Source organism: Acidovorax sp. BLS4 (genome assembly GCF_032929295.1).
Lineage (GTDB): Bacteria > Pseudomonadota > Gammaproteobacteria > Burkholderiales > Burkholderiaceae_C > Paracidovorax.
Window position 1 is genome coordinate 1,421,903 of sequence record NZ_CP136797.1, and the last position, 17,680, is coordinate 1,439,582.

14 protein-coding genes are annotated in these 17,680 nt (G+C 69.0%); 7 read left to right on the top strand and 7 right to left on the bottom strand.

All coding sequences use genetic code 11. The annotated features are described in order from the left end of the window. Positions 1-29: 29 nt before the first annotated feature. From R1Z03_RS06510 to R1Z03_RS06530, 5 genes are read left to right on the top strand one after another with little or no spacing between them, the layout of a single operon-like run. Positions 30-1,040, top strand: coding sequence for a sulfate ABC transporter substrate-binding protein (locus tag R1Z03_RS06510; protein ID WP_284428481.1), 1,011 nt, complete (start codon positions 30-32; stop codon positions 1,038-1,040). A gap of 3 nt (positions 1,041-1,043) precedes the next feature. After that, entirely contained in the window at positions 1,044-1,931 is an 888-nt protein-coding gene (cysT, locus tag R1Z03_RS06515; RefSeq protein WP_317357917.1) for a sulfate ABC transporter permease subunit CysT, read from the top strand. Then, on the top strand, positions 1,928-2,854 hold the full coding sequence (cysW, locus tag R1Z03_RS06520; protein WP_317357920.1) for a sulfate ABC transporter permease subunit CysW: 927 nt from the start codon (positions 1,928-1,930) through the stop codon (positions 2,852-2,854). Before cysT ends, cysW begins: the two co-directional genes overlap by 4 nt. Positions 2,855-2,867: 13 nt before the next feature. Continuing rightward, positions 2,868-3,992 (top strand): sulfate/molybdate ABC transporter ATP-binding protein, encoded by a 1,125-nt coding sequence (locus R1Z03_RS06525; protein ID WP_272569061.1) that lies wholly within the window; start codon positions 2,868-2,870, stop codon positions 3,990-3,992. A gap of 46 nt (positions 3,993-4,038) precedes the next feature. Further along, positions 4,039-4,572 carry a disulfide bond formation protein B gene (locus R1Z03_RS06530; protein ID WP_317357923.1) on the top strand — a complete coding sequence of 178 codons (534 nt, stop codon included), beginning with the start codon at positions 4,039-4,041 and terminating at the stop codon, positions 4,570-4,572. A 72-nt stretch (positions 4,573-4,644) separates the two neighbouring features. Here the strand turns inward: R1Z03_RS06530 and R1Z03_RS06535 are convergent, their stop codons facing one another. Continuing rightward, entirely contained in the window at positions 4,645-6,318 is a 1,674-nt protein-coding gene (locus R1Z03_RS06535) for a rhodanese-related sulfurtransferase (RefSeq protein WP_317357926.1), read from the bottom strand. Between the two features lie 52 nt (positions 6,319-6,370). After that, positions 6,371-7,249: a LysR family transcriptional regulator gene (locus R1Z03_RS06540; RefSeq protein ID WP_284403928.1), complete on the bottom strand. Its 879-nt coding sequence runs from the start codon at positions 7,247-7,249 to the stop codon at positions 6,371-6,373. A 129-nt stretch (positions 7,250-7,378) separates the two neighbouring features. On the opposite strand from R1Z03_RS06540, the gene bla reads away from it, so the two are divergent. Then, the gene (bla, locus tag R1Z03_RS06545) at positions 7,379-8,305 is read left to right on the top strand and encodes a class A beta-lactamase (RefSeq protein ID WP_284428478.1); all 927 of its coding nucleotides are present in this window, start codon (positions 7,379-7,381) and stop codon (positions 8,303-8,305) included. Between the two features lie 28 nt (positions 8,306-8,333). Here bla and argA read toward each other — a convergent pair whose 3' ends face one another. The 3 genes from argA to R1Z03_RS06560 all read right to left on the bottom strand — a co-directional run bounded on the left by argA (position 8,334) and on the right by R1Z03_RS06560 (position 11,498). Next, positions 8,334-9,680 carry an amino-acid N-acetyltransferase gene (gene argA, locus R1Z03_RS06550; RefSeq protein ID WP_284412906.1) on the bottom strand — a complete coding sequence of 449 codons (1,347 nt, stop codon included), beginning with the start codon at positions 9,678-9,680 and terminating at the stop codon, positions 8,334-8,336. An 87-nt stretch (positions 9,681-9,767) separates the two neighbouring features. Next, positions 9,768-11,129 (bottom strand): FAD-dependent oxidoreductase, encoded by a 1,362-nt coding sequence (locus R1Z03_RS06555; RefSeq protein WP_317357933.1) that lies wholly within the window; start codon positions 11,127-11,129, stop codon positions 9,768-9,770. Positions 11,130-11,255: 126 nt separating this feature from the next. After that, positions 11,256-11,498 carry a hypothetical protein gene (locus R1Z03_RS06560; RefSeq protein WP_284412915.1) on the bottom strand — a complete coding sequence of 81 codons (243 nt, stop codon included), beginning with the start codon at positions 11,496-11,498 and terminating at the stop codon, positions 11,256-11,258. Positions 11,499-11,842: 344 nt separating this feature from the next. Between R1Z03_RS06560 and hrpA the strand changes: the two genes are divergently transcribed. After that, the gene (gene hrpA / locus R1Z03_RS06565) at positions 11,843-16,039 is read left to right on the top strand and encodes an ATP-dependent RNA helicase HrpA (RefSeq protein WP_317357938.1); all 4,197 of its coding nucleotides are present in this window, start codon (positions 11,843-11,845) and stop codon (positions 16,037-16,039) included. 223 nt (positions 16,040-16,262) lie between these two features. On the opposite strand, the gene R1Z03_RS06570 is transcribed toward hrpA, so the two are convergent. Then, positions 16,263-16,385 (bottom strand): hypothetical protein, encoded by a 123-nt coding sequence (locus tag R1Z03_RS06570; RefSeq protein ID WP_272569070.1) that lies wholly within the window; start codon positions 16,383-16,385, stop codon positions 16,263-16,265. Between the two features lie 610 nt (positions 16,386-16,995). After that, a complete protein-coding gene (gene lexA, locus R1Z03_RS06575) occupies positions 16,996-17,670 on the bottom strand; it encodes a transcriptional repressor LexA (RefSeq protein ID WP_317357942.1) in 675 nt (224 codons plus the stop codon). Between the last annotated feature and the right edge of the window lie 10 nt (positions 17,671-17,680).

The window sequence follows — 17,680 nt, forward strand, 5'->3', positions numbered from 1 at the left end:
TTCACTTTTTCAGTAACGAGGGCGCAGACATGACTTCCCGGACAAAACTCAAGACTTTCCTGGCCGTGCTGGCCTTGGTCGCTGGCGGCGTCGCGTCGGCACAGACGTCCACGCTGCTGAACGCTTCCTATGACGTGGCCCGCGAGTTCTACAAGGACTACAACCCCGCCTTCGCCGCCCACTACAAGAAGACCACCGGCAAGGACGTGAAGATCGACCAGGCCCATGGCGGCTCCAGCGCCCAGGCCCGCGCAGTGAACGACGGCCTCGACGCCGACGTGGTCACGATGAACACCACGACCGACATCGACTTCCTCGCCACCAACGGCGTGGTCGCCAAGGACTGGGCCAAGCGCTTTCCCAACGATGCATCGCCCACCACCTCGACCATGCTGTTCCTGGTGCGCAAGGGCAACCCCAAGAACATCAAGGACTGGGACGATCTCGCCAAGCCCGGCGTGCAGGTCGTCGTGGTGAACCCCAAGACCGGCGGCAACGGCCGCTACGCCTACCTGGCGGCCTGGGGCAGCGTGCGCGAGAAGGGAGGCACCGACGCCCAGGCCGCTGAGTTCGTGGGCCAGGTGTTCAAGAACGTCCCCGTGCTGGGCAAGGGCGGGCGCGATGCCACCAGCATCTTCCTGCAGCGCAACACGGGCGATGTGCTGATCACGTTCGAATCCGAGGTGCTGTCCATCGAGCGCGAATTCGGCAAGGGCAAGGTCGATGCGGTGTACCCCTCCAGCAGCGTGCTGGCCGAAAACCCCGTCGCGGTGGTCGAGCGCACCGTCGCCAAGAAAGGCACGGGCGAACTGGCCAAGGCCTATCTGGACTACCTCTACTCCGATGAGGCGCAGGAGATCGCGGCCCGCCACGCGCTGCGCCCGCGTTCCGAAGCGGTGCTGAAAAAGCACGCCGACCTGTTCAAGCCCGTCAAGCTGTTCACCGTGGCCAAGTACTTCGGCTCCCTCGGCGAGGCACAGAAGGTGCACTTCAACGACGGCGGCCAGTTCGACAAGCTCTACACCCCCGGCGCCAAGTAAGACATGAACGCTGCGACCTCTGCCTTGCCCGGCGCCGCCGTGGCGTCCACGGGCGGGGCCCGGCGCAGCCCGAAGCGGGTTCTGCCCGGCTTCGGCCTGACGCTGGGCTACACCATCTTCTACCTGAGCATCATCGTGCTCATCCCGCTGTCGGCGCTGGTCTTCAAGACCTTCACGCTGACCTGGGACCAGTTCTGGACCGCCATCAGCGCGCCGCGCGTGCTGGCGTCCTACCGGCTCACCTTCGGCGCGTCGTTCATCGCGGCGGTGGTCAACCTCGTGTTCGGCCTGCTGATCGCCTGGGTGCTGGTGCGCTACCGCTTTCCGGGCAAGAAGATCGTCGATGCCCTGGTGGACCTGCCGTTCGCGTTGCCCACGGCGGTGGCGGGCATTTCGCTCACCGCCTTGCTGGCCGGCAACGGCTGGGTCGGGCAGTACCTGGAGCCGCTGGGCATCCAGCTGGCCTTCAAGCCCGCCGGCGTGGTGATCGCGCTGATCTTCATCGGGCTGCCCTTCGTGGTGCGCACGGTGCAGCCGGTGCTGGAAGACGCCGAGAAGGAGCTGGAAGAAGCCGCCACCAGCCTGGGCGCCACGCGCTGGCAGATCTTCACGCGCGTCATCCTGCCTGCGATCACCCCGGCGCTGCTCACGGGCTTTGCCATGGCGTTCGCGCGGGCGGTGGGTGAATACGGCTCGGTCATCTTCATCGCGGGCAACATGCCCATGATCTCCGAGATCACGCCCCTCATCATCATCGGCAAGCTGGAGCAGTACGACTACGCGGGCGCCACGGCGGTCGCGGTGGTGATGCTGGTGATCTCCTTCGCGCTGCTGCTCGTCATCAACGCATTGCAGGCCTGGCAGCGTCGCCACGCAGGAGGCCCGGCATGACTTCCACCGCTTCCAACTCCGGCGGGCGCAACGTGGTGCGCCGCGCCCAGGCCGGCACGACCGAGGCCCCCTGGGTGCGCTGGACGCTGATCGGCATCGCGCTCGCGTTCCTGCTGCTGTTCCTCGTGCTGCCGCTGGCCGCCGTGTTCACCGAGGCGCTGCGCAAGGGCTTGGGTGCCTACGTGGCGGCGCTCAAGGAGCCCGATGCCTGGGCCGCCATCCGGCTGACCCTCATCACCGCGGCCATCGCGGTGCCGTTGAACCTGGTGTTCGGCGTGGCGGCGGCCTGGGCCATCGCCAAGTACGAGTTCCGGGGCAAGGCGTTCCTGACCACGCTGGTGGACCTGCCGTTTTCCGTCTCGCCCGTGGTGGCCGGCCTGGTGTACGTGCTGATGTTCGGCGCCAACGGCTGGTTCGGCCCCTGGCTGGCGGCGCACGACGTCAAGATCATCTTCGCCGTGCCGGGCATCGTGCTGGCGACGATCTTCGTGACCTTCCCGTTCATCGCGCGCGAGTTGATTCCGCTCATGCAGGCCCAGGGCAGCGACGAGGAGCAGGCGGCCATCGTGCTGGGCGCGAGCGGCTGGCAGACCTTCTGGTACGTGACGCTGCCCAACATCAAGTGGGGCCTGCTGTACGGCGTGATCCTCTGCAATGCGCGCGCCATGGGCGAGTTCGGCGCGGTGTCGGTCGTCTCGGGCCACATCCGCGGGCAGACCAACACCATTCCGCTGCACGTGGAGATCCTCTACAACGAATACCAGTCTGTGGCGGCGTTCGCTGCGGCCTCGCTGCTGGCCCTGCTGGCACTGGTCACGCTGGTCATCAAGTCCATTGCCGAATGGCGCAACGAGCAGGAGCGCAAGGCCGCGGCCGCACTGCCGCCCGAGCGCCCCGCACCCGCCGCCGTGGGCGCGCGCTGAACGAAAGCACACCATGAGCATTGAAATCCGCAACATCAGCAAGCAGTTCGGCAGCTTCCAGGCACTGCGCGACGTGAGCCTGGACATCCAGTCCGGCGAACTCATCGCGCTGCTCGGTCCCTCGGGCTGCGGCAAGACCACGCTGCTGCGCATCATCGCGGGGCTGGAGACGCCCGACGTGGGCACCATCCACTTCTCGGGCGAGGACACCACCGACGTGCACGTGCGCGACCGTGGCGTGGGCTTCGTCTTCCAGCACTACGCGCTGTTCCGGCACATGACGGTGTTCGAGAACGTCGCCTTCGGCCTGCGCGTGAAGCCGCGCGGCGAGCGCCCGAGCGATGCGCAGATCAAGCAGAAGGTGACCGACCTGCTCAAGCTCGTGCAGCTCGACTGGCTGGCCGACCGCTATCCGTCGCAACTGTCCGGCGGCCAGCGCCAGCGCATCGCCCTTGCGCGCGCCCTGGCGGTGGAGCCCAAGGTGCTGCTGCTGGACGAGCCCTTCGGCGCGCTCGATGCCAAGGTGCGCAAAGAGCTGCGCCGGTGGCTGCGCCGCCTGCACGACGAACTGCACGTGACCAGCATCTTCGTGACCCACGACCAGGAGGAAGCCCTGGAAGTGGCCGACCGCGTGGTGGTCATCAACCAGGGCCGGATCGAGCAGAGCGGCTCGCCCCAGGAGGTGTGGGACCAGCCGGCCAGCCCGTTCGTCTATGGTTTCCTGGGCGACGTGAACCTGTTTCGCGGCCGCGCCCACGAAGGGCTGGTGCACGTGGAGGGCATGGCCATCGATTCACCCGAGCATGCGGGCGCCCAGAACGCCAGCGCCTTTGCCTATGTGCGTCCGCACGACCTAGACGTGCAGCGCTACTCGCCCGGCGAGGGCGTGGACGCCGACGGGCGCCCGCGCGGCATCGTCGCACAGCTCAGCCGTGCCATCGTCGTGGGGCCGATCGCGCGGCTGGAACTTATTCCCGATGCCGACCACAAACCAGCGGACAATGCGAGCCCCGACTCGGTGATCGAAGCGCAGATTCCTGCGCAGCAGTACCGGGAGATGGGTTTCAGGGAGGGTGAAACGCTGGTGGTCACACCGCGCCGCGCCCGCGTTTTTCTGGACCACGCCGCCGGTATCTGATGCAGCCTTCGAGGGCTGCCGACCGCGGCCTTCAAGGACAAGAACAATGGTGTTGAACTGGTTGGATGCCGCGCCCCGCCGCGTGCTGGGCCTCATCGCGGCGGCCTGCGTGGCCATGCTGGCTTTTGGCATGTACCTGCAGCATGTCGTGGGGCTCGAGCCCTGCCCGATGTGCATCGTGCAGCGCTATGCGCTCATCGGGGTCGCCGTGTTTGCGGCCCTGGCCAGCGCCCGGGGCACCCGGGGCTGGTGGATGTCGTGGGCCGTCCTGGCGCTGCTGTCGTCGGGATTCGGCGCCTTCGTGGCGGCGCGGCAAAGCTGGCTGCAGTGGTACCCGCCCGAGATCGCCACCTGCGGTCGCGACTTCTACGGAATGATCGAGCACTTCCCCATCGGCCGCGCGATCCCCATGATCTTCCGCGGTTCGGGCGACTGCGCCGCGGTGGACTGGACCTTCCTCGGAGGCTCCATCGCCAACTGGTCGTTCATCTGCTTCGTGCTCATGGCCGTCGTGCTGCTGGTGCTGCTGGCCCGTGGTGGGCGAGGGGGCGCCAACCGCCGCCCGCTGGCTGCGGCTTGAAACCGGCCTGAACCCCGTTGAATGAAAAAGGCGCCTTGAACAGGCGCCTTTTTCTTGGGCGTTGCAAATCCGTCAGATCGGTGCCGGCGCTGCCATGGACTCCTGGGCGGGAAACACCGGGCCCCGGGTTCCGGGCACCCAGGGCGCCATCTTGTCCATCACCTGCGTGAACGCCGTGCTGGCCTCCCATGCTGCCAGCCAATTTCGCACATGGGGCCAGGGGCCCGCCTGCCAGTCCGTGGCGTCGATGCCTGCGAACTGGCGCACGAACGGCATGATGGCCACGTCGGCCAGCGTGGGCCGCGGGCCGCACAGGAAGGCGTGTTGCGCCAGCCGCTCGTCCCACTGGGTCAGGAACGCGGTGGCGGTGGCCTGGGGCGTTGGCGCGTCCTCCACGCCGTCCTCCGTGCCGGTCTGCTGCGGATAGCGGTTCGGGTACTTGCAGCGGTCCAGGGCCTGTTTGAAGGTGCCGTCGCAGGCCGCGATGAGCGCATCGGCGTCCCGGGCCGTTGCGGCATCTTCGGCCATCCAGCCCTGTGGATCGTGGCGAGCGAGCGCCCAGCGCATGATCTCCAGGCTTTGTTCCAGCACCTGGCCATCGGGCAGCACCAGCACGGGCACCGTGGCTTTGGGCGATGCGTCCCGCAGGGCTTGCGGCTTGTCGCGCAGCACCACCTCGCGCAATTCACAGGCCTGCCCGCTGGCCGCGATCGCCATGCGGGCGCGCATGGCGTAGGGGCAGCGGCGAAAGGAATACAGCACGGGCAGGCCGCTGGGCGCGTCCGATGGTTGACGATCGGACTGCGCCACACCGGAGGCGCCCAGGCGCGCGCCGATGTGTTCCTGCCCGCGCTGCCGCGCGAGCTCCATCTGTTGCTCGCGCTCGGCCAGGGCGCGCTCCTGCTCGGGCGTGCGCGTGCCATGGCAATAGGGGCAGCTCACGCCGGGGCGGTACTGGGGCGATGCGAGTTCGGCCTCGCCCAGCGGCATGCGGCAGGACCGGCACAACTGGTGCCGGCCCGTGGACAGGCCGTGGCCCACCGACACGCGTTCGTCGAACACGAAACAATCGCCGTGCCAGCGGCTGTCTTCGGCGGGCACGTCTTCCAGGTACTGCAGGATGCCGCCGTCCAGGTGGAACACCTCGTCGAAGCCCTGCGACTTGAGCAGGGCGGTGGACTTCTCGCACCGGATGCCGCCCGTGCAGAACATGGCCACCTTGGCCCGGTGTGCCAGCACGCCGCCCGGCGCGCGCTGCTGCTCCACCCAGGCCGGAAATTCCGTGAAGCTGCGCGTGCGCGGGTTGATGGCCCGGGCGAAGCTGCCGATGCCCACTTCATAGTCGTTGCGCACGTCGATCACCACCACCTCGGGGTCGTCGATCAGGGCGTTCCATTGCGCCGGCGGCACGTGCGTGCCGGCATTGCGTGCCGGGTCCAGTCCGGTCACACCCAGGGTGACGATCTCGCGCTTGAGCCGCACCCGCATGCGGTAGAACGGCATGCGGTCGCCCAGCGCCTCCTTGTGGCGCAGGCCGGCCAGCCGCGCATCGGCACGAAGCCAGGCCAGCACGGCCCGCACGCCTGCGGGCTCCCCTGCGATCGTGCCGTTGATCCCCTCGGGCGCCAGCAGCAGCAGGCCCCGCACGCCATGGGCCTCGCACACGGATTGCAGTGGTGGCTGCAGTGTGGCGCAGTCGGGCAGATCGACGAAATGGTAGAGGGCGGCGGTGAGGATCTCGGGCATGGGGTGGCGATGATAGCGGGGCATCTGGAACGGCCGGGGCGCGGGCGGCCGATCAGGCCGGGTTGCTCGATGCACTGCCGCAGCCGGCCAGCAGCCAGCCGCGAAAGGCCTGCAGCGCAGCGCTGGGCGGGCGGGATTTCAAGCGCGTGAGCCAGTAGGCACCCAATGCGATGTGCGTGCCAAAGGGCTGCACGAGCCGCCCCTGTTGCAACTCCCTTTGAAAAAGCCGCACCGGCAGCAGCGCCACTCCCGCGCCCTGCGCGGCGGCCTCGGCCAAGGCCAGGGAGGAGTCGAACACCGTGCCCCGCACGAGCGGGCAGGGCACACCGGCCGCGCTGAACCAGGCGGCCCACTCGTCCGCGCGGTAAGAACGCAGCAGCGATTCGTGCGCCAGGTCGGCCGGCGCCCGCAGCCGCGGGGCGATGGAGGGCGCGCACATGGCGGACAGCGGCGCTTCCAGCAGGCGGTCGGCCTCGGTGCCATGCCAGGCGCCGTCCCCGAACCGGATGGCGCAGTCCAGCCCCTCGCCCGCGATGTCCACCCGGTTGTTGTGCGTGAGCAGGCGCAGGTCCACGAAGGGGCACGCCTGCTGGAACTCGCGCAGCCGCGGCAGCAGCCACCCCACAGCGAAGGTGCCCACGGCGCCGACGGTGAGCACTTCGCGGGGGCGGGTGTCGCTGAACTGCTCCAGGGCACCGGCAATGCGGCCGAACGCATCGGCCAGCACCGGCAGCAGGGCCAGGCCTTCGTCCGTCAATGCCAGTCCGCGCGGCAGGCGCCGGAACAGCGGTTTGCCCAGGCGCTCTTCGAGGTTGCGGATGTGCTGGCTGACCGCGGTCTGGGTCACGCACAGCTCCTGGGCTGCACGGGTGAGGTTGAGGTGGCGCGCCGAGACCTCGAAGGCGCGCAGGGCATTGAGGGGCAGGTGCATGGCGTCGGAATCAGGCAGGCAAGTAGCAAGCAGTTTTTCTTGGGGCTCTTCCCGATTATTGTCGATGGTGCTCTGGCCGACATGTCTCTATCGTTCGGGTCTTCTTGCTTCCAACGACAGGTTCATTCCATGCAAAGACGCCAGTTTTCCTTTGATCTCTTCGCCGCCGTGGCTGCCGCTTCGACGGCCGCCTTGTGGGCCGGCCCGGCCCATGCTGCCGCGCCAGCGGGCCAGCGCAACGCGCGGGAGGTGGCCTGGCAGGCCGCCATGCGGCAGCTTGAATCGGCACTGGACGGCCACCCCAAGGCGCGGCTCGGGGTCGCCATGCTCGACACGGGCTCCGGGCTGTCGCTGGGCTGGCGCCAGGACGAGCGCTTTCCCATGGCCAGCACGTTCAAGCTGCTGCTGGCCGCGTGGATGCTGGAGCGGGTCGACCGGGGCCAGGAGGCGTTGGACCGCCGGGTGCATTTCGACGCGTCGGCGCTCGTCGCCTATTCGCCGGTGACGGAAAAGCGGGTGGGCGACGTCGGCATCACGGTCGGCGAGCTGTGCGAAGGCACCGTCACGCTGAGCGACAACACCGCGGCCAACCTGCTGCTGTCGCGCCATGGCGGCCCGCAGGGCTTCACCGCCTTCGCGCGGAGCCTGGGCGACACGGTGACGCGGCTGGACCGCACCGAGCCCACGCTGAACGAGGCCATTGCGGGCGATCCGCGCGACACCACCACGCCGCAGGCCATGCTGCAGTCGCTGCGCAAGGTGGCCTTGGGCGATGCGCTGAGCCCGGCCTCGCGTGCCCAGCTGGTCGAATGGATCGTGGCCACGAAGACGGGCGACAAGCGGCTGCGTGCCGGCGTGCCGGGCTGGCGGGTGGGCGACAAGACGGGCACGGGCAACCAGGGTTCGTCCAACGACATCGGCGTGCTGTGGCCGCCCGGCGGCGGTGCGCCCATCGTGGTCACCTGCTACATCACCCAGACCACCGCCACGTCGGAAAAGCGCGATGCCACCATCGCCGAGGTGGCGCGCCAGGTGGCCCGGGCGGTCGCCGCCTGAGCGGTGTGGCCGCGGGCCGGGCCGCCGCCTACAGTTTCTTGACCAGCACCTGGCTGCGGCGGTCCCAGTTGTACTTGCGCTTGCGGGCTTCGGGCAGCCACTCGGGGTCCACGGGCTGGAAGCCGCGCTTGATGAACCAGTGCATCGTGCGCGTGGTGAGCACGAACAGGCTGGTCAGGCCCATGCCCCGCGCCCGCTGCTCAATGCGTTTGAGCAGCTTTTCGCCATCGCCCGTGCCCTGGCTGTGCGGCGACACGGTCACGGCCGCCATCTCGGCCGTGCTGCCCTCCGGATAGGGGTAGAGCGCCGCGCAGCCGAAGATCACGCCGTCGTGTTCGATGATGGTGTAGTTGGCGATGTCGCGTTCGATCTCGGTGCGGTCGCGCTTGACGAGCGTGCCGTCCTTCTCGAACGGCTCGATCAGCTGCAGGATGCCGCCCACGTCGTCCGGCGTGGCCTCGCGCAGTTCTTCCAGCTTCTCATCGACCACCATGGTGCCGATGCCGTCGTGCACGTAGATCTCCAGCAGCAGCGCACCGTCCACCGCGAAAGGAATGATGTGGCTGCGCTCCACGCCGTTCTGGCAGGCCTTCACGCAGTGCTGCAGATAGAACGCGGTGTCGGTCGGCCGCTGGCTGGGTGGCACGCGGGCCAGCATCTGCCGGGCCTGGGCCAACGGCAGCTCCGTGTCGATGGGGTTGTCGTCGCTCTCGGGCTCGTCGGGGTTCATGCGGATGCCGGGCACTTCGCACACGAAGACCAGCTTGTCGGCCTTGAGCGCGATCGCCACGGAGGTCGCGACCTCTTCCATCGTCAGGTTGAAGGCCTCGCCGGTGGGCGAGAAGCCGAAGGGCGACAGCAGCACCAGCGCGTCCATGTCGAGCGAGCGCCGGATGCCGGCCACATCCACTTTGCGCACCAGGCCCGAATGCTGGAAATCCACCCCGTCCACGATGCCCACGGGCCGCGCCGTCAGAAAGTTGCCGGAGATCACGCGCACCGTGGAGCCCGCCATCGGCGTGTTGGGCAGGCCCTGGCTGAAGGCGGCCTCGATCTCGTAGCGCAACTGGCCCGCGGCCTCCTGCGCGCAGTCGAGCGCCACCGAATCGGTGACGCGGATGCCGTGCGAATACTTCTCGGCATGCCCCTTGGCCGCGAGCTGCTCGTTCACCTGCGGGCGAAAGCCGTGCACGAGCACGATCTTTACGCCCATCGCCTGGATCATGGCCAGGTCCTGCGCGATGGCCTGGAGCTTGCCGGCCGCGATGGCCTCGCCCGTGAGCCCGATCACGAAGGTCTGGTGGCGGAACTTGTGGATGTACGGCGCCACCGAGCGGAACCAGGGGACGAAGGTGAAGTTGAAGACGGCGGACATGGCGAAAGGTGAAGAGAGCGGGGACTGCACCCTGCGGAGCGGCGCAGGTTGCGTGGGGAGGGCGGGGCGTTTTCCGCTGCGGCCGAATTATCGTCGCCATCGCTGCGGACGGAACGGCGCCAGGTCGATCTCGGGAGGCTGCCCGTCCATGCATTGGGCCACCACCCGTCCCGTGCGGGCCGAAGCGCCCAGGCCCACATGGCCGTGGCCATAGGCATGGATGACGTCCGCGCAGGCGCTGGCGGGTCCGATGCAGGGCAGTCCGTCGCTGGTGCTCGGACGCCGGCCCATCCAGAAGCGGGCGCCGTCCTCCAGCGCGGCGCGGGGCAGCGAAGGGTACAGATCGAACAGGTGTCCCAGCAGGATGCGGGCGCGGCGCCAGTCGGGTGCGGCGTGCAGGCCGGCGATCTCCACCTGGCCCGCCACCCGCAGGCCGTGCGCCATCTGGTGCACGATGAGCTTACGGTCCATCACCATTGTGGAGGTGCGGGGGCCGGCGGGCGCGGGCTCCCCGGCGCGGGCCTGCACGTCCAGCATCGCGTGGTACCCGCGCTCGGTGTCCAGCCACACACGGTCGCCGGCGGCTAGCGCCAGCGGCCGCGAATAGGCGCCCGCCGCGATGACCGCACCCTGGCAGGGCAGGTCGCCCTGGTCGGTCCGCACGGCGTGCAGGCGGCCTGCCTCGATGTGCAGCCCGGTGGCCTGGCCCGTGACCCAGCGCGCGCCGAGGGATTGCGCATGGGCCACCAGGGCAGCGAGGTAGGCGCCGGGGTTGGCGCAGTGGCCGGCTTCGGCCACGCGCACGCCGAAGCCGTAAGCCGGGGCCAGGTCGGGCTCCTGTGCGCGCAGGCTGGTGCCTTCCACCGTCTCGAACGCAATGCCTTCCTCGCCGCGAAGCCGCCAGCCCAGCGCATCCGCCTCGAAGTCCGCCCGCGAGCGGTAGGCGTGCAGCAGGCCGCGCTGGGCCACCAGATGCGGGACGCCGGCTTCGCCGGCCAGCCGGGCATGCAGCGCCGGCGCATCGCGCAGCAACTGGCGCAGGGCATGCGCGGTGCGGGCCACGTGCGCAGGCGTGCGGCCCGAGCGCAAGAAGCGCCACAGCCACGGCAGGGCGCGGGGCAGGTAGCCCCAGCGCACGGTGAGCGGGCCTTGCGGGTCCAGCAGGTAGCCAGGCACCTGCTTCCACATGCCGGGCCCTGCGGGCGGAAGAATGGAGTGGGAAGACAGCCAGCCCGCATTGCCGTAGCTGGTGGCTTCTTCGCCGGCGGGGGCATGGGGGTTGAGCAGCGTGACCTGGCGGCCGGAGCGCAGCATCTCGATCGCGCACACCGTGCCCACGATGCCGGCCCCGATCACCACGACGTGCCGGCGCCGGTCTGCAGGCCCGGTGGCTCTGGCCTGGGTGGCGTGTTCGGCAAGGGCGGGAGTGGCGAGGGCTGTGGCGGGCATGTGTGCGGCTGCGCAGGGCAGCGAGAAGAAGAGGGGGGGTGGGCCGGACCCGGTCGTGCCATTTTTCCACGAAAGGGTCCGGTCCACGGTGCCCTGCCGGCCTGGTGCCCGGTAAGCGCCGGCGAATCAGCCGTCCTCGCCGCGGCGCACGGCACGCTGCAGCGCCATGCGGTCGGCGCGGCGCTGCGCGCCCTGGCTGCGGATGTGCTTGCCTGCCGCGGCGCTGGTGCCGCGCGCCGCCAGCGCGCGGGCCACCGGGTTGCGCGGCGGTGCGCTGGCTTCGAGGTGCAGCACCATCGGCTGCTTCATGCGGCGCAAGGCCTTGACCCGGCCTTGCTGGAAGGCGCGGGAACGTTTCTGAGCACTCATGTGCGATTCCTGAAAAGCAAAAAGCCCCGGCTGAGCAAGCCAGGGCTTTCGTGCGGCGTACCCCCCATTCGAATGGGGCGGGGGAGCGCAGCCACCTTGGCTGAACGGTGTGTGAGCGACACGGTTCAGCCGGGGCGAGGAACCGTGTTCAGTGAGGGGGGGTGAACAAATAAGGCATGGAAAGACAGCTCCTGAAAGGTGCGCCGCAAGGGTGCTCGTTGCGGCGCTGGTGAAGCGAAGGCGCGATTATCGAAGCGGCTTCGCGGGCGTGGCAAGGCCTGCTGCGGCCCCTGGCGGCCCTTGTTGTGCAGGGCCAACGGCGGGCTCGGATAATGCAGCCCTTCATGACCGAATCCGCGCCTTCCTCTTCTTCCCCTTCTTCCTCCACCGCCGGGGCGCCCAGCGCGCCGTTGCGCATCACCTTCCCGCCGTCGCTGCCCGTCTCGGCGCGGCGCGACGAAATCATGGCGGCGATGCGGGAGCACCAGGTCATCATCGTGTGCGGGGAGACCGGCTCGGGCAAGACCACACAACTGCCCAAGATCGCGCTGGCACTGGGGCGCGGCAAATGCAACGCCGCGCCGGGACAGAAAGGCCAGCTCATCGGCCACACGCAGCCGCGCCGCATCGCCGCCAGCAGCGTGGCCAAGCGCATCGCCGAAGAGCTGCAGACCCCACTGGGCGACGTGGTGGGCTACAAGGTGCGGTTCCAGGACCGGCTGTCGCGCGACGCCTCGGTCAAGCTCATGACGGACGGCATCCTGCTGGCGGAGACCCAGACCGACCCGCTGCTCAAGGCCTACGACACGCTCATCATCGACGAGGCGCACGAGCGCAGCCTGAACATCGACTTCCTGCTGGGCTACCTGCGGCAGATCCTGCCGCGCCGGCCCGACCTGAAGGTGGTCGTCACCTCGGCCACCATCGATGCCGACCGCTTTGCCAAACACTTCGCCTTGCCGCGGCGCCTGCCGACCCGCTCCAGGTCCGGCGAGGGGCCGCAGGGCGATGCGGCGCAGGCAGCCGGGCCGCAGGGCGCGGAGCTGATTCCCGCGCCGATCATCTATGTGTCGGGCCGGACCTTCCCGGTCGAGCAACGCTGGCGTCCATTCGAAGAGTCGCGCGACTATGGCCTGAACGAAGCCATCGCCGACGGCGTGGACGAGCTGTGGGCCGGCAACGCGGGCGGCGACATCCTCGTCTTCCTGCCCGGCGAGCGCGAGATCCGCGAGGCCGCCGACCACCTGCGCAAGCACCTGGCGCACCAGCCGGTGATGCGCAATGCCGAGGTGCTGCCCCTGTTCGCGCGGCTGTCGCAGGCCGAGCAGGACCGCATCTTCGACGGGCACACGGGCCGGCGCATCGTGCTGGCCACCAACGTGGCCGAGACCTCGCTCACCGTGCCCGGCGTCCGCTACGTGATTGACGCCGGCACCGCGCGCGTGAAGCGCTACAGCTTCCGCAGCAAGGTGGAACAGCTGATGGTCGAGCCCGTCAGCCAGGCCGCCGCCAACCAGCGCGCGGGCCGCTGCGGCCGCGTGGCCAACGGCATCTGCATCCGGCTCTACGACGAGGCCGACTTCAACGGCCGGCCCCGGTTCACCGACCCAGAAATTTTGCGGTCCTCGCTGGCCGGCGTCATCCTGCGCATGAAGTCGCTGCACCTGGGCGACGTGGCGCAGTTCCCTTTCATCGAGGCGCCTTCGGGCCGTGCGATCGCTGACGGCTACCAGTTGCTGGGCGAGCTGGGTGCGGTGGACGACTCCAACGAACTCACGCCGATGGGCCAGGAGCTGTCGCGCCTGCCGCTCGACCCGCGCGTGGGCCGCATGATCCTGGAGGCGCGCGAGCGCCAGGCGCTGGACGAGGTGCTCATCATCGCCAGCGCCCTGAGCGTGCAGGACGTGCGCGACCGCCCCATGGATGCGCAGCAGCAGGCCGACCAGGCCCACGCCAAGTTCGACGACGAAAAGAGCGAGTTCAGCGGCTACCTCAAGCTGTGGAAGTGGATCAATGAAGCGCGCGGTGGCGCGCCCACCCTGCCGTCGGCGCGCATGCAAAAGCAGGCCGCGCGCAAGGGCGCGCCCTCGCAGGCCGTGCTGCCCGTGGCACAGCGCATGGCCGCGGCGGCCGTGGCTCCGCCGGCGGCCACCGAGGCCGCAGCGGCTGCGCCCACCCACAAGCTGAGCAACCGCCAGTACGAATCGCTGCTGCGCCAGAACTTCATCAGCGTGCGCCGACTGCGCGAGTGGCGCGACATCCACACGCAATTGCTGACCGTGGTGACCGAACACCGCTGGCGCATCAACGACCGCCCTGCCAGCTACGAGCAGATCCACCTGTCCATGCTGGCCGGGTTGTTGGGCAACATCGGCGTCAAGAGCGACGAGGACGACTGGTACCTGGGCGCACGCGGCATCAAGTTCTACAAGCACCCGGGCGCGCACCTGTCCAAGAAGCCCGGGCGCTGGATCGTCGCGGCCGAGCTGGTGGAGACCACGCGCCTCTTCGGCCGGGGCATCGCGGCCATCGAGCCGCAGTGGATCGAGCAACTGGGCGGGCACCTGCTCAAGAAGCAGCTGCTCGACCCGCATTGGGAAAAGAAGGCGGCCGAGGTCAACGCGCTGGAGCGCGCCACGCTGTACGGCATCGTCATCTACAACAACCGGCGGGTGAACTTCGGCAAGGTGGACCCTTATGCGGCGCGCGACATCTTCATCCGCGAGGCGCTGATCGGCGGGCAGTGGGAAACCCGTCTGCCTTTTCTGGCCGCCAACCACAAGCTCATCGCCAAGGTCGAAGAGCTCGAACACAAGTCGCGCCGACAGGACGTGCTGGTGGATGACGAGCTGATCTATGCCTTCTACGACCAGCAGTTGCCGGCCGACGTGTGCAGCGGGTACAGCTTCGAGGCGTGGTACCGCGAGGCGAGCGCGTCGAAGCCCGACCTGCTCAAGCTGACGCGCGAAGAACTCATGCGCCACGAGGCCGCGGGCATCACCGGCAATGCCTTCCCGCGCACGGTGCGGCTGGGCGGCGTGGATTGCGCAGCGAGCTACCTGCACGAGCCGGGCGATGCGCGCGACGGCATCACGGTCACCGTGCCGCTGTTCGTGCTCAACCAGGTGAGCGACGAGCGCTGCGAATGGCTGGTGCCCGGCATGCTGCAGCCCAAGATCCAGGCCCTGCTCAAGAGCCTGCCGCAGCGCCCCCGCAGCCGGTTCGTGCCGCTGCCCGACAGCGCAACCCGGCTGGCCGGGCTGCTCGGCACGCCCGAACGCTTCGGCCACGGCAGCCTGGTCGAGGTGCTGCTCAAGCAGGTGCGCGATGAGACCTCGCTCGACGTCAAGCGGGCCGATTTCAAGCTCGACATGCTGAGCCCGCACCTGTTCATGAACTTCCGCGTGGTGGACGAACACGGGCGCCAGCTCGGTCATGGGCGCAACCTGGGTGCCCTCAAGGCCGAATGGGGTGCGAAGGCGCGTGGCGCCTTCCAGGCCCTGGCGGGGCTCAAGCTGGGCGGCGATGCCAAGGGTTTTGAACAAAAAAAGGCTCCAGCGCAAGAAGTACTAGGGCATTCTGCTATCAAAAGTGAAGCGCCTCCCGCTGCAGCGGGGCGCCGCGGCCCTGCGGCGGTGACGGCGCCGGCCGCTTCCTCGCCAGCCGCCGCTTCGGCCCGGCAGGCGCCCGCCGGCCAGCGCCACACCGCATGGACCTTTGGGGAGCTGCCCGAGCTGATGGAGATCCGCAAGGGCGGCCAGACGCTGATCGGCTTTCCCGCGCTCATCGACGGTGGCGATGCCGTCACCGTCGAGGTGTTCGACGAGCCCGAACTGGCCGCCGCCCGGCACCGTGCGGGCCTGCGCCGTCTGTTCGCGCTGCAGATCAAGGACGCGCTCAAGTACCTGGAAAAGAACATTCCCGACCTGCAGAAGATGGCTGTGGCCTACATGCCGCTGGGCACGCAGGAAGAACTGCGCAGCCAGATCATCGACGTGGCGCTGGACCGGGCCTTCCTGCTCGACCCGTTGCCCACCGATGAGACCGCGTTCAAGCGCCGGGTGGACGAGGGACGCGGCCGGCTCACCCTGATCGCCAACGAGGTCGCGCGGCTCGCCGGCACGATCTTGCTGGAGTACGCCGCCGCAGCGCGCAAGATCAAGGACACCAAGAACGCACCCGAAGCCGTGCAGGACGCGCAGCAGCAGTTGCAGCGCCTCATGCCCAAGGCGTTCCTGGCTGCGGCACCGTGGGCGCAACTGGCGCATTTTGCCCGCTACCTCAAGGCGATCACGCTGCGGCTGGACAAATACCGCGCCGATCCGGCGCGCGACGCCACCAAGCTGGCCGAACTGCGCCCGCAGGAGCAGCGCTACTGGCGCCTGGTGGCCGAACGCAAGGGCGCGGTGGATGCACGCATGCAGGAGCTGCGCTGGCTGCTGGAAGAGTTGCGGGTGAGCTTTTTCGCCCAGGAGCTGCGAACCCCGCAGCCGGTGAGCGTGAAGCGGTTGGACAAGCTCTGGGCGCAACTCAACAGTTGAGGCCGGCAGCCAGGCTGCGCGGCGCTTCGCATCGACATCGGCACGGTGGGCGGCGGGGCACGGGGACCCATGGTGGAAGACTTGCCCAACCCTGCTCGGCCCCATTCATCGCGGAGCGGCTTCCCCCGAGCACCCACCAGGCACCCACCAGGCACCCACCAGGCACCCACCAGGCACCTCCGGGTGCTTCAGGGTTGCCGGGCTGCGGCTGGGATGTGCGGCCTCAATGGGGCGCCTGCAAGGCCGCCTCGGCCCGCACGAGGCGGTCCAGTTCCGCGCACACATCGGCCATGCGGCCGGAGATCAGCACGCGCGCCGCCGCACCGGGGCCGCGGCGATCCAGCACCCGCAGCGGGCGCGCAGCAGGCCGGGGGCGGCTGCAACCCGCAAATGCCCCACTGTCATTGGCGCTGGTGCTGGGCCATGACCGTGCAGACGGGGTTGTCGCCAGTGTGGGGGGACATGCTGAAAAGGGCTGGTCGGGCGGTGCCTGCCGCGGCCGAACCACCACGAAGCGCCGTGGCAGGGGGGCGAGCGCTGTAGGACACGGCAGGCCCTCTGCCGCCGCACTTTCCAAGGCGGTGCATGGCAGCGGTTCGATGGCAGCCGGCCGCGTGGCGGACGGGCTGATGGCGTCGGCATGGAGGCCTGGGGCCACGGCATGCACCGTGCCTCTGCCGCTGGCGCCGCCGCCTGGCTGGCCTGCGACGGCCCTGCGGTCCTGGCGCGGAGGGCGGCAGGCGGGCGCGCGCAGCCACCGCGCCAAAGCATTCAGCGGTTGCGAAAAGGAAGAAAAAGCGAGCAGGGCAAATCCCATGTGAAAACTCCAGCGAAGTGCGAGGGGGTTGAACACAGGCAGGATTGCCGAGGAAAAACACACTGCCGCAGGGTTGGCTGACCAGGGCTTCTTGCCCCTGGCCGCCAGACGCCCGCCACCTGCGGCGGTGTGCAGCGGGCTACATCAGCATGGTGTTGCGGATCAGGCCCACTGCGAGCCCTTCGATTTCGAAAGGCTCGCCCGGATGCACGGTGATGACGGGGTAGTCGGGGTTTTCGGGCAGCAGCTCGATGGCGGTGGCCGTGCGGCGCAGGCGCTTGACGGTGACGTCGTCGCCCAGCCGGGCCACGATGATCTGGCCGTTGCGCGCCTCGCGGGTGGATTGCACGGCGAGCAGGTCGCCGTCCATGATGCCCGCATCGCGCATGGACATGCCGCGCACCTTGAGCAGGTAATCCGGCTTGTGCTGGAACAGGCTGCCCTCCACGCTGTAGGTTTGGTCGACGTGTTCCTGCGCGAGAATGGGCGACCCTGCCGCCACCCGCCCCACCAGGGGAAGCGACAGCTGCGACAGGCCCGGCATGGGCAGGTTGAACTGGGTGCCGCGGGCGGCATTGATGGAGCGCACCGTGTCGCTGCGCAGCCGGATGCCGCGCGATGTGCCGCTGACCAGTTCGATGACGCCCTTGCGGGCCAGGGCTTGCAGGTGCTCTTCGGCCGCATTGGCGGACTTGAAGCCGAACTCGGCGGCGATTTCCGCCCGGGTGGGGGGCGCGCCGGTGCGGGAGATGGCGGTCTGGATCAGATCGAGGATCTGCTGCTGGCGGGCGGTGAGCTTGGGACTGTCGAACATGAGTGACTCC